We start from the raw sequence: 12,403 nt of genomic DNA on the forward strand, positions 1-12,403 counted from the left end.
CGCCCCCGTGTACCGCGACGTGTTCCCGTTCGCGTAGGCGTCTTTCGCGTAGGCGACGATCCTACTGATGCCCCAGGACCGCCGGAGAGCCAGGAGCATGGAGATGCCGAGGGGGTACGAGGAGAAATGAGGGAGGCAGGCCCAACCCCCCGCACTGCTGGGGATAGGGTGGCGCTTCGCGTTGTACGAACTGCATGAAGCAGCCTTGTCTAGCAGGGGGAACACCAGGTGAGCACGGGGACTTCGACAGGTTTCTGCCGAATCACCATCGCAGCGCCGGACAGCCGCGTCGATGTCGCGCTGCCGGAGGACCTGCCGATCCAGGACCTCTTTCCTGAGATCATCAGGCTCTCGGGCCTGGTCCAGTCGGACACCAGTCTCGCCGGTTATCACCTGGTGACCCGCGAGGGTCAGGTGCTCGACGCGAGCCGTTCGTTGCTGGAGCACCGTGTCAGGGACGGTGAGGTGCTGCTGCTGCGGACCTTCGCCGACTCCCTGCCGCCGGCCGTCCACGACGACGTCGTGGACGCCATCGCCGCCGCGGTCAAGCAGGACACCCGCAGCTGGAACGACAACCTGATGCGGGTGGCCGGTCTCGTCGCCGGTTCGCTGCTGCTCGTCATGCTCGGCTTCGTCTTCTGGTTCGCGGACCCGATCCGGCACGACATGCACGGCCTCCAGGGCATCCTCGCGGGCGTGACTGCACTCGGCCTGACGGCACTCGCCGGCGTACGGGCCCGGGTGTACGACGACCGGGGCTCCGCCGTCGCGCTCGGCATCTCGGCGCTGCCGCACGCGCTCATCGCGGGCTCCGGCGTCATCGCACAGGGCGCGCACGACGGCCCCGGAAGGCTCCAGTTCCTCGTCGGCTGCGTCGCCGTACTGCTGCTCTCCGTCGTACTGATCATGCTGCTGCCGCAGGGAGACGCCCCGTTCGTGGCCGCCGCGCTGGCCTCCGGGATCGGCACGCTCGCCGTGTTCTGCGGTGTGCTCACCGACGCGGCACCGCGTCAGATCGCCGCCGGCACCTCGGTCGTCGCCCTGGCGGTCGTGGGCTTCCTGCCCGGCTGGTCGTCCCGGTTCGCCAAGCTGCCGATCGGCTTCCGCAACCCCGAGGACCTGGCCAGGGCCCGTCGCGAGGGCCGCGAGGGCGACCTCGACGCCGTCGATGTCCAGCGCATCGTCGCCCAGACCAGCCGCGGCCATGAACTGCTGCTCGGCCTGGTCGGCGGCTGCGCCGCCGTCATCGTCGGCGCGGGCGGCGCGGTGCTCGGCTTCAGCGACAGCGGCTGGGCCCAGCTGCTGGCCCTGTGCACCGGCCTCGCCGCGATGCTGCGGGCCCGCCTGTTCCGCTACACCGCCCAGGTCACCTGCCTGTTCGTGGCCGGTGTCATCACGCTCGGCCTGCTGGTCCTCGGCCTTGCGATCTCGCCGCCGGCCGACATCATCATCCAGCTGCTCCAGAACAACCACGGCCCGGTCAACGTACGGACCCTGTGGCTCGGCGCCTCGGTCGCGGCCGGTGTGCTGCTGCTGATCGCGATCGCCCTGATCGTGCCGCAGAAGGGGCTCTCCCCGTTCTGGGGCCGCATGCTCGACCTCGCGGACTCGCTGGTGCTGCTGTCCCTGGTCCCGGTCTGCCTGGCAGTTCTCGACGTCTACGGCAAGGTCCGCGGCGGCATCGGGAACTGAGCCCGACCCGCCGAAACCACGAACGCCCCACCCCTGCACGCAGGGCGTGGGGCGTCTGCGTGCCCCCTGCACCGGAAGGCCGGCTCCTGCCAGGCCATGGGCGCGGCCGTCGGCGGCCGTGAAGTAATGCCGTGAAGCAGCCGCCCCACTGGCTGGTACCCTGTGTGACGGCCGTTTGTGTACGCACCCCCGGAGCCCGCGCAGGTTCACCTGCCGGCCCTGGAGGCCGCGCCCAGCGGATCCCCGCCTTCCGAGTAACGGAAGCTCCCCCGAGACAAAGACCGGGGGCACTCGGTGGCATCTTTGAAGACTACGAGGAGTACGAGTGTCGCTCGACGCCGCAACGAAGAAGCAGATCATCACCGAGTTCGGTCAGAAGGAGGGCGACACCGGCTCCCCCGAGGTCCAGGTCGCCATGCTTTCGCGCCGGATCTCGGACCTGACCGAGCACCTCAAGACCCACAAGCACGACCACCACTCCCGCCGTGGTCTGCTGATCCTGGTCGGTCAGCGCCGTCGCCTGCTGCAGTACCTCGCCAAGAAGGACATCCAGCGCTTCCGTACGCTGGTCGACCGCCTGGGCATCCGCCGTGGTGCGGCGGGCGCCAAGTAAGACGCCGTGAAGGGAGCGGTTCCCGAGAGTGCGGGGGCCGCTCCCTTTGCCGTACGTACGGAAACGTGCGGAGTGTCACTGCCCCTTTGTAGTGTGGTAGCACAACGCAATACGTACGACACCACAGAGTGATGGACCGTACCCGGAGGGGTAGGTCGACATCACAAGACGAACGAGGAGAAGCGCTACCTCGCCGCCGCCGGTCCTCGGTAGTGGCCCCCGGGGGGAAGCGAGCCCCGGGTGCTTCGATCGAAGACCGGCCAGCACCGCACGGAGCGCTTCTCCGCAACCGTCCCCCTGCCACACGGGCAGGAGGGACGAAGACGAGGAGAAAACGCTAGTGGAGAACGAGACCCACTACGCCGAGGCCGTTATCGACAACGGCTCCTTCGGCACCCGCACCATCCGCTTCGAGACGGGCCGCCTGGCCAAGCAGGCCGCCGGCTCCGCCGTTGCGTACCTGGACGACGACACCATGGTGCTGTCGGCCACCACCGCATCCAAGAACCCCAAGGACCAGCTCGACTTCTTCCCCCTGACGGTGGACGTCGAGGAGCGGATGTACGCCGCCGGTAAGATCCCCGGCAGCTTCTTCCGCCGTGAGGGCCGTCCCTCCGAGGACGCGATCCTCACCTGTCGCCTGATCGACCGCCCGCTGCGCCCGTCCTTCAAGAAGGGCCTGCGCAACGAGATCCAGGTCGTCGCCACGATCATGGCGCTCAACCCCGACCACCTGTACGACGTCGTGGCGATCAACGCCGCGTCCGCGTCCACGCAGCTGGCCGGTCTGCCCTTCTCCGGCCCGATCGGCGGCGTCCGCGTCGCGCTGATCAACGGCCAGTGGGTGGCCTTCCCGACGCACTCCGAGCTCGAGGACGCCGTCTTCGACATGGTCGTCGCGGGCCGCACCCTGGAGGACGGCGACGTCGCGATCATGATGGTCGAGGCCGAGGCCACCGAGAAGACCATCCAGCTGGTCAAGGGCGGCGTCGAGGCGCCGACCGAGGAGGTCGTCGCCGCCGGTCTGGAAGCCGCGAAGCCCTTCATCAAGGTGCTCTGCAAGGCCCAGGCCGACCTCGCGTCGAAGGCCGCCAAGCCGACCGGCGAGTTCCCGATCTTCCTCGACTACCAGGACGACGTCCTGGAGGCGCTCTCCGCCGCCGTCCGCCCGGAGCTCGCCTCCGCGCTGACCATCGCGGGCAAGCAGGAGCGCGAGTCCGAGCTGGACCGCGTCAAGGCGCTCGCCGCCGAGAAGCTCCTGCCGGAGTTCGAGGGCCGCGAGAAGGAGATCTCCGCCGCGTACCGCTCCCTGACCAAGCAGCTCGTCCGCGAGCGCGTGATCAAGGAGAAGAAGCGCATCGACGGCCGTGGCGTCACGGACATCCGTACGCTCGCCGCCGAGGTCGAGGCCATCCCGCGGGTGCACGGTTCCGCGGTGTTCGAGCGTGGCGAGACCCAGATCCTGGGCGTCACCACCCTCAACATGCTCCGCATGGAGCAGCAGCTGGACACCCTCTCCCCGGTGACCCGCAAGCGCTACATGCACAACTACAACTTCCCGCCGTACTCCACCGGCGAGACCGGCCGCGTCGGCTCCCCGAAGCGCCGCGAGATCGGCCACGGCGCCCTCGCCGAGCGCGCCCTGGTCCCGGTCCTGCCGACGCGCGAGGAGTTCCCCTACGCGATCCGCCAGGTCTCCGAGGCGCTGAGCTCGAACGGCTCGACGTCCATGGGCTCGGTCTGCGCCTCCACCATGTCGCTGCTGAACGCCGGTGTGCCGCTGAAGGCCCCCGTCGCCGGTATCGCCATGGGTCTGATCTCCCAGGAGATCGACGGCGAGACGCACTACGTCACCCTCACCGACATCCTCGGTGCGGAGGACGCCTTCGGCGACATGGACTTCAAGGTCGCCGGTACGAAGGAGTTCGTGACCGCCCTCCAGCTCGACACCAAGCTGGACGGCATCCCGGCCTCCGTCCTGGCCGCGGCCCTGAAGCAGGCCCGTGACGCCCGCCTCCACATCCTCGACGTGATGATGGAAGCGATCGACACGCCGGACGAGATGTCCCCGAACGCCCCGCGGATCATCACGGTCAAGATCCCCGTGGACAAGATCGGTGAGGTCATCGGCCCCAAGGGCAAGATGATCAACCAGATCCAGGAGGACACCGGCGCCGAGATCACGATCGAGGACGACGGCACCATCTACATCGGTGCCGCCGACGGCCCGGCCGCCGAGGCCGCCCGCGCCACGATCAACGGCATCGCCAACCCGACCATGCCGGAGGTCGGCGAGCGCTACCTGGGCACCGTCGTGAAGACGACGACCTTCGGTGCGTTCGTGTCGCTGCTCCCGGGCAAGGACGGTCTGCTGCACATCTCGCAGATCCGCAAGCTCGCGGGCGGCAAGCGCGTGGAGAACGTCGAGGACGTCGTCGGCGTGGGCCAGAAGGTCCAGGTCGAGATCGCCGAGATCGACTCCCGCGGCAAGCTCTCCCTGATCCCGGTCATCGAGGGCGAAGAAAGCGACGAGAAGAAGGACGACGGCGACAAGTGACGCCCCGTGGCTTCAAGGCGACGGCCCGCACCTCCTCGGAGGCGCGGGCCGTCGCCCGTACCCAAACCCTCATCAAGGGCGTAAGCGGCATCGGCACGGTCCGCAAGACCACCCTCCCGGGCGGCCTGCGCATCGTCACCGAGACCCTGCCCTCGGTCCGCTCCGCGACCTTCGGCATCTGGGCCCACGTCGGCTCCCGCGACGAGACGCCGGCCCTGAACGGCGCCACGCACTACCTGGAGCACCTCCTCTTCAAGGGCACGACCCGTCGTAGTGCGCTGGACATCTCCTCCGCCCTCGACGCGGTCGGTGGCGAGATGAACGCGTTCACGGCGAAGGAGTACACGTGCTACTACGCGCGCGTGCTCGACACCGACCTGCCGCTGGCCATCGACGTCGTCTGCGACATGCTCACGGGCTCGCTGATCCTGGAAGACGACGTCAACGTCGAGCGCGGCGCGATCCTCGAAGAGATCGCGATGACCGAGGACGACCCGGGCGACTGCGTGCACGACCTGTTCGCGCACACGATGTTCGGCGACAACCCCCTCGGCCGCCCCGTCCTCGGCACGGTCGACACGGTCAACGCCCTCACCGCGGACCGCATCCGCCGCTTCTACAAGAAGCACTACGACCCGACCCACCTGGTCGTCGCGGCCGCCGGCAACATCGACCACAACAAGGTCGTACGACAGGTCCGCGCAGCCTTCGAGAAGGCGGGCGCCTTCAAGAACGCCGAGGCGGCCCCCATCGCCCCGCGCGACGGCAGCCGTACGATCCGCACCGCGGGCCGCGTCGAACTGCTCGGCCGCAAGACCGAACAGGCCCACGTCGTCCTCGGCATGCCGGGCCTCGCCCGCACCGACGACCGCCGCTGGGCGCTCGGCGTGCTGAACACGGCCCTCGGCGGCGGGATGTCGTCGCGCCTGTTCCAGGAGGTCCGCGAGAAGCGCGGCCTGGCGTACAGCGTGTACTCGTACACCTCGGGCTTCGCCGACTGCGGCCTGTTCGGCGTGTACGCGGGCTGCAGGCCCTCGCAGGTCCACGACGTGCTCAAGATCTGCCGCGACGAACTCGACCACGTCGCCGAGCACGGCCTGTCCGACGACGAGATCGGCCGCGCCATCGGCCAGCTGAGGGGCTCCACGGTCCTGGGCCTGGAGGACACGGGCGCGCTGATGAACCGTATCGGCAAGAGCGAGCTGTGCTGGGGCGAGCAGATGTCCGTCGACGACATGCTGGCCCGGATAGCCTCGGTCACCCCGGACGACGTCCGCTCGATCGCCCGCGAGATCCTGGGACAGCGGCCCTCGCTGTCGGTCATCGGCCCGCTCAAGGACAAGCAGGCGTCGCGGCTGAACGAAGCGGTCGCGTAGGTCCGCCCCTTCGGGCAAGTCCTCCCCTTAAGGAAGCAAGAAGATGAGCAAGCTGCGCGTGGCGGTCCTCGGTGCGAAGGGCCGTATCGGTTCGGAGGCGGTACGGGCCGTCGAGGCGGCCGAGGACATGGAGCTGGTGGCCGCCCTCGGCCGCGGCGACAAGCTGGAGACGCTCGCCGAGACCGGCGCCCAGGTCGCGGTCGAACTGACCACCCCCGCTTCGGTGATGGAGAACCTCGAGTACTGCCTGCGCCACGGCATCCACGCGGTCGTCGGCACGACGGGCTGGACCGACGAGCGCCTCACGCAGCTCAGGGGCTGGCTCGCCGAGTCCCCGGAGACGGGCGTCCTCATCGCCCCCAACTTCTCCATCGGCGCCGTCCTCACCATGAAGTTCGCGCAGATCGCCGCGCCCTACTTCGAGTCCGTCGAGGTCATCGAGCTGCACCACCCGAAGAAGGTCGACGCCCCCTCCGGCACCGCCACGCGCACGGCCCAGCTCATCGCCGAGGCGCGGCGTGCGGCAGGCACGGCCCAGGCGCCGGACGCCACGGAGACGGCGCTGGACGGCGCCCGCGGCGCGAACGTCGACGGGATCCCCGTCCACGCCGTCCGCCTGCGCGGCCTCCTCGCCCACCAGGAGGTGCTGCTCGGCGGCGAGGGCGAGACGCTGACGGTCCGGCACGACTCGCTCCACCACAGCAGCTTCATGCCGGGCATCCTGCTCGGCGCCCGCCGCGTGGTGACGACACCGGGCCTGACGTTCGGCCTGGAACACTTCCTGGACCTGGGCTGACACCCGCCATGCGAGCCAAGCTCTCCTACGCCATAACGGCCGCCGTCCTGGTCTTCTACTTCGTCCTGGTCGGCAGCCGCGGCGTCATGCTCATCCAGTCCGGCACGGTCCTCACCGTCACCTTCGGGGCGGCGGTGTTGATCCTGCCGGTGATCGGCCTGTGGTTCCTGTGGAAGAACACCCAGTTCGTCCGCAAGGCCAACGCCCTCGCCGCCGAACTCGACGCCGAGGGCGGCCTGCCCGTCGACGAGTTGAAGCGCACGCCCGGCGGCCGTATCGACCGCGACTCGGCCGACGAGGTCTTCGCCAAGCGCAAGGCCGAGACCGAGGCGGCCCCCGAAGACTGGCGCAGCTGGTTCCGCCTCGCCGTCGCCTACCACGACGCCCGCGACACCCCACGCGCCCGCAAGGCCATGCAACGCGCCATCGCCCTGCACGAAGGCAGAACGGTCGAGGCCTGAGGCCCGCGACCACACTTCGGCCGTACGCCGAAGGGGCCGGCCCGCACTCGCTGCGGACCGGCCCCTTCGTATTCGTATGAGCGCCGGGTCAGCCGCGCCTGTTCTCCGCCGCCCACGCCTCGATCGTGTCCGCCGCCCGGTCGAACGATCCGGCCCGCGCCAGGAAGTCCGCGTTGTGCGTGGTCAGCAGCACCGGCGCGTCCTGCGCAGGACGGTCACTGCGTACGAGGATCAGCGCCTGCCCCTGCACCGTGCGCGGCAGCCCGAGCCAGCGCACCGGCTGCTGCACCGTCCGCAGGGCGGCGACCCGCTCCCACGGCGTCGTACGCGTCCCGAAGAAGCCCACCTGACGCAGCCCGCGCGCACTCACCCAGGCGCCCATGCGCAGCAGCCTGAGGGAACCCGCTATGACCGCCAGCGCGATACCGAACACCACGCCGGCTTCGGAAGCCGTAGCGGTGAACGCGATGATGACCGCAGCGAACAGCACGAACGAGGCGAGCAGCAGCCAGAGCGCCGCCACACCCACGCGCCACGGCCCGGGACGGTAGGGCCGCCGCCAGCGGTCGCGGTCGTCGAACGGCAGCGCGGCATCGTCCGCCGTCTCATGGGCACGGTCGGCCGTCAGGAAGGGCAGGGGCACGGCTGGTCCTCACTCAATCCATGCATGGGCTGTGCCCGGTGAGGCTATCTGCCTATGTGCCTGCTCACCACCCGTGGGGGTCCGGATGGAGTCAGTGCCCCTGGGAGGCCTGTGACTGCTGAGCCGGCGTATCGGTGCCCGAGGACAGTGCGGGCATCCCGAGGACCAGGGAACCCACCAGCCCGGCGACGATGGTGAGTCCGAGCAGCCAGCGCCCGGCTATCTGACCGGCGGACGCCCGGTCACGGGGCGGGGGTGCGACATTGCTGCGGAACCTGTCGGCTTCGGCGACAAAGGCGAACGGAACGGGCTCGCGCCGACGGAACATGGGTGGTGCGTCTCCCCTCGGGGATCGAACGAATCACTGTCACCAACACAGACGGTCGAGTGCCCCCAAAGGTGCCCGGTTTCACCGAATTCACAGAAATTCGCCGACGTATGTCGCGTCCCGGCACCGAACGCCCCGTTGTCAGTGCCGGGCCGTAGAGTGGGCGCCGCCCGAGAGAAGTGATGGAAGGACCCTCCGAGCCGTGACCGACACCCCCGCCGACGACCTCAAACCCAGCTTCCGCGGTGACGTCACCGTCGAACTGGTCAAGCACACCGCGTCCGACGCCGACGTGCTGTTCGCCGCCCGCGTCTCGACCATCGGCGAGCAGTCCCTGGACGAGATGGGCAAGGACCCGGAGCGTTCCAAGGGCCTGATCAACTACCTGATGCGGGACCGGCACGGCAGCCCCTTCGAGCACAACTCGATGACCTTCTTCATCAGCGCCCCGATCTTCGTCTTCCGCGAGTTCATGCGGCACCGCGTCGGCTGGTCGTACAACGAGGAATCGGGCCGGTACCGCGAGCTCCACCCGGTCTTCTACGTCCCCGACGAGTCCCGCAAGCTCGTCCAGGAGGGCCGCCCCGGCAAGTACGTGTTCGTGGAGGGCACCCAGGCCCAGCAGGAGCTGGTCGGCCGCGTCATGGAGGACTCCTACCGCGAGGCGTACGAGTCCTACCAGGAGATGCTCGCCGCCGGCGTCGCCCGCGAGGTCGCCCGCGCGGTCCTCCCGGTCGGCCTGTTCTCCTCGATGTACGCCACCTGCAACGCCCGCTCACTGATGCACTTCCTCGGCCTGCGCACCCAGCACGAGCTGGCGAAGGTCCCGTCCTTCCCGCAGCGGGAGATCGAGATGGTCGGCGAGAAGATGGAGACCGAGTGGGCCAAGCTCATGCCGCTCACCTACGCCGCCTTCAACGCGAACGGCCGGGTGGCGCCGTAGCGCACCCTCGTTCCCCAACCGGGCACAGATGTACGGGGCAGCCTCGCGAAGTGTCCGTATTGCGGCATTTGGAGAAGTTCATCTAGCCTGATCAAACGGACCCGGTACTGCTTGAACCCCCGAGCAGGCAGTACCGGGCTCCGCATTTGTCCGGACTTATCCCGCACCCCAAGGGCAGACCACGCATTGAGCAGCGAGTAGCGTGTTACCCATGGCTCCGACCTCCACTCCGCAGACCCCCTTCGGGCGGGTCCTCACCGCCATGGTCACGCCCTTCACGGCGGACGGCGCACTCGACCTCGACGGCGCGCAGCGGCTTGCCACCCATCTGGTGGACGCAGGCAACGACGGCCTGATCATCAACGGCACCACCGGCGAGTCCCCCACCACCAGCGACGCGGAGAAATCGGATCTCGTACGAGCCGTACTGGAGGCGGTCGGCGACCGTGCCCACGTCGTGGCCGGCGTCGGCACGAACGACACCCACCACAGCATCGAGCTGGCCCAGGCCGCCGAGAAGGTGGGCGCACACGGCCTCCTGATCGTCACGCCGTACTACAACAAGCCCCCGCAGGAGGGCCTGTACCGGCACTTCACGGCGGTCGCCGACGCCGCCGAGCTGCCGGTCATGCTCTACGACATCCCGGGGCGCAGCGGCGTCCCCATCAACACCGAGACGCTGGTCCGGCTCGCCGAGCACCCGCGAATCGTTGCCAACAAGGACGCCAAGGGCGACCTCGGCCGCGCGAGCTGGGCCATCGCCCGCTCCGGGCTCGCCTGGTACTCCGGCGACGACATGCTGAACCTGCCGCTGCTCTCCGTGGGCGCGGTCGGCTTCGTGTCGGTCGTCGGCCATGTGGTCACTCCGGACCTGCGCGCCCTCGTCGAGGCGTTCGTCTCCGGCGACGTACAGAAGGCCACCGAGATCCACCAGAAGTTGCTCCCGGTCTACACGGGCATGTTCCGTACCCAGGGCGTCATGACGACGAAGGCCGCCCTCGCCCTCCAGGGCCTGCCCGCGGGACCCCTGCGCGCACCCATGGTGGAGTGCACGCCCGAAGAGATCGCTCAGCTCAAGATCGATCTTGCTGCAGGCGGGGTACAGCTCTGACACCAGACTTGGCACCACAGGCTTCACAACTGAATAGGCGGGCCACCGGTGCCCGCACCCCACAACGACAACTGCTCATGCACGAACGTCACGCGCGCCACGTGCCCACCGGTACGTGGCGCGTGTGGTGAGGAGAGTCTTTTGAGTCATCCGCATCCTGAACTCGGCCCGCCCCCGCCGCTTCCCGAAGGCGGCCTACGGGTCACCCCGCTCGGCGGTCTCGGCGAGATCGGCCGAAACATGACGGTCTTCGAGTACGGCGGCCGTCTTCTCATCGTCGACTGCGGCGTGCTCTTCCCCGAGGAGGAGCAGCCCGGAATCGACCTGATCCTGCCGGACTTCTCGTCCGTACGGGACCGCCTCGACGACATCGAGGGCATCGTGCTCACGCACGGCCACGAGGACCACATCGGCGGCGTCCCCTACCTCCTGCGCGAGAAGCCGGACATCCCGCTGATCGGCTCCAAGCTGACCCTCGCCCTCATCGAGGCGAAGCTCCAGGAGCACCGCATCCGCCCGTACACCCTTGAGGTGGCGGAGGGGAACCGCGAACGTGTCGGCCCCTTCGACTGCGAGTTCGTCGCGGTCAACCACTCCATCCCGGATGCCCTCGCGGTGGCCATCCGCACACCGGCCGGCATGGCGGTCCACACCGGCGACTTCAAGATGGACCAGCTCCCGCTGGACGGTCGCCTGACGGACCTCCACGCGTTCGCACGACTGAGCGAAGAGGGCATCGACCTCCTCCTCGCCGATTCGACGAACGCGGAGGTGCCCGGCTTCGTCCCGCCCGAGCGCGACATCTCCAACGTCCTGCGCCAGGTCTTCGCGAGCGCCCGCAAGCGGATCATCGTGGCGAGCTTCGCGAGCCACGTCCACCGCATCCAGCAGATCCTGGACGCGGCTCATGAGTACGGCCGCCGGGTCGCCTTCGTCGGCCGTTCGATGGTCCGCAACATGGGCATCGCACGGGACCTGGGCTACCTGAAGGTCCCGCCGGGCCTGGTCGTCGACGTGAAGACACTGGACGACCTCCCCGACAGCGAGGTCGTCCTGGTCTGCACAGGCTCTCAGGGCGAACCCATGGCGGCCCTGTCCCGCATGGCCAACCGCGACCATCAGATCCGCATCGTCGACGGCGACACGGTGATCCTGGCGTCGTCGCTGATCCCCGGCAACGAGAACGCGGTCTACCGCGTGATCAACGGCCTGACCCGCTGGGGCGCGAACGTGGTCCACAAGGGCAATGCGAAGGTCCACGTCTCGGGTCACGCGTCCGCGGGCGAGCTCCTGTACTTCTACAACATCTGCCGCCCGAAGAACCTGATGCCGGTCCACGGCGAATGGCGCCACCTACGGGCCAACGCCGAACTGGGCGCCATGACCGGCGTCCCGCACGACCGCATCGTCATCGCCGAGGACGGCGTGGTCGTCGACCTCGTCGAGGGCAAGGCAAAGATCTCGGGCAAGGTCCAGGCGGGTTACGTCTACGTCGACGGGCTCTCGGTCGGCGACGTCGGCGAGCCGGCGCTGAAGGACCGCAAGATCCTTGGCGACGAGGGCATCATCTCGGTCTTCGTCGTCGTGGACTCCTCCACCGGCAAGATCACGGGCGGCCCGCACATCCAGGCCCGTGGCTCAGGCATCGAGGACTCGGCCTTCGGCGATGTGATCCCGAAGATCACCGAGGTACTCGAGCGCTCGGCTCAGGACGGAGTGGTGGAGCCGCACCAACTGCAGCAACTCATCCGCCGAACCCTCGGCAAGTGGGTCTCCGACACCTATCGGCGCAGGCCAATGATCCTCCCGGTCGTGGTGGAGGTCTGACCGGCGTACGTCCCCTCGTACGCATGAACCTGGAGCGGGGGGGGGGGGGGGGGGCG

The 12,403-nt window shown here is 68.9% G+C and carries 11 protein-coding genes; 9 read left to right on the forward strand and 2 right to left on the reverse strand.

The annotated features are described in order from the left end of the window. The first annotated feature begins 228 nt into the window (after nucleotides 1–228). The 6 genes from eccD to P2Q00_RS31975 all read left to right on the forward strand — a co-directional run bounded on the left by eccD (nucleotide 229) and on the right by P2Q00_RS31975 (nucleotide 7,495). Nucleotides 229–1,692 (forward strand): type VII secretion integral membrane protein EccD, encoded by a 1,464-nt coding sequence (gene eccD, locus P2Q00_RS31950; protein WP_275776823.1) that lies wholly within the window; start codon nucleotides 229–231, stop codon nucleotides 1,690–1,692. A gap of 325 nt (nucleotides 1,693–2,017) precedes the next feature. Continuing rightward, complete coding sequence (rpsO, locus tag P2Q00_RS31955) at nucleotides 2,018–2,305, forward strand: 30S ribosomal protein S15 (RefSeq protein WP_067301615.1); 288 nt, start codon at nucleotides 2,018–2,020, stop codon at nucleotides 2,303–2,305. A 340-nt stretch (nucleotides 2,306–2,645) separates the two neighbouring features. Beyond that, nucleotides 2,646–4,862: a polyribonucleotide nucleotidyltransferase gene (locus tag P2Q00_RS31960; RefSeq protein WP_275776826.1), complete on the forward strand. Its 2,217-nt coding sequence runs from the start codon at nucleotides 2,646–2,648 to the stop codon at nucleotides 4,860–4,862. After that, a complete protein-coding gene (locus P2Q00_RS31965; RefSeq protein WP_275776827.1) occupies nucleotides 4,859–6,238 on the forward strand; it encodes a M16 family metallopeptidase in 1,380 nt (459 codons plus the stop codon). Before P2Q00_RS31960 ends, P2Q00_RS31965 begins: the two co-directional genes overlap by 4 nt. Before the next feature lie 43 nt (nucleotides 6,239–6,281). Further along, nucleotides 6,282–7,034: a 4-hydroxy-tetrahydrodipicolinate reductase gene (gene dapB, locus P2Q00_RS31970; protein WP_275776829.1), complete on the forward strand. Its 753-nt coding sequence runs from the start codon at nucleotides 6,282–6,284 to the stop codon at nucleotides 7,032–7,034. 8 nt (nucleotides 7,035–7,042) lie between these two features. Then, nucleotides 7,043–7,495, forward strand: coding sequence for a tetratricopeptide repeat protein (locus P2Q00_RS31975; protein ID WP_275776831.1), 453 nt, complete (start codon nucleotides 7,043–7,045; stop codon nucleotides 7,493–7,495). Nucleotides 7,496–7,583: 88 nt separating this feature from the next. Here P2Q00_RS31975 and P2Q00_RS31980 read toward each other — a convergent pair whose 3' ends face one another. Both P2Q00_RS31980 and P2Q00_RS31985 read right to left on the reverse strand, forming a co-directional pair. Continuing rightward, nucleotides 7,584–8,138 (reverse strand): SCO5741 family PH domain-containing membrane protein, encoded by a 555-nt coding sequence (locus P2Q00_RS31980; protein ID WP_275776832.1) that lies wholly within the window; start codon nucleotides 8,136–8,138, stop codon nucleotides 7,584–7,586. 91 nt (nucleotides 8,139–8,229) lie between these two features. Next, complete coding sequence (locus P2Q00_RS31985; protein ID WP_275776833.1) at nucleotides 8,230–8,466, reverse strand: hypothetical protein; 237 nt, start codon at nucleotides 8,464–8,466, stop codon at nucleotides 8,230–8,232. A gap of 202 nt (nucleotides 8,467–8,668) precedes the next feature. Here P2Q00_RS31985 and thyX point away from each other — a divergent pair, with 202 nt between their 5' ends. From thyX to P2Q00_RS32000, 3 genes are all read left to right on the forward strand, one after another. Continuing rightward, on the forward strand, nucleotides 8,669–9,409 hold the full coding sequence (thyX, locus tag P2Q00_RS31990; protein WP_275776835.1) for an FAD-dependent thymidylate synthase: 741 nt from the start codon (nucleotides 8,669–8,671) through the stop codon (nucleotides 9,407–9,409). Between the two features lie 211 nt (nucleotides 9,410–9,620). Then, nucleotides 9,621–10,520, forward strand: coding sequence for a 4-hydroxy-tetrahydrodipicolinate synthase (gene dapA / locus P2Q00_RS31995; protein ID WP_275776838.1), 900 nt, complete (start codon nucleotides 9,621–9,623; stop codon nucleotides 10,518–10,520). Nucleotides 10,521–10,661: 141 nt separating this feature from the next. After that, nucleotides 10,662–12,347 (forward strand): ribonuclease J, encoded by a 1,686-nt coding sequence (locus tag P2Q00_RS32000; RefSeq protein ID WP_275776840.1) that lies wholly within the window; start codon nucleotides 10,662–10,664, stop codon nucleotides 12,345–12,347. Nucleotides 12,348–12,403: the final 56 nt, after the last annotated feature.

It is taken from the genome of Streptomyces coacervatus (assembly GCF_029223485.1).
GTDB classification, from domain to species: domain Bacteria; phylum Actinomycetota; class Actinomycetes; order Streptomycetales; family Streptomycetaceae; genus Streptomyces; species Streptomyces coacervatus.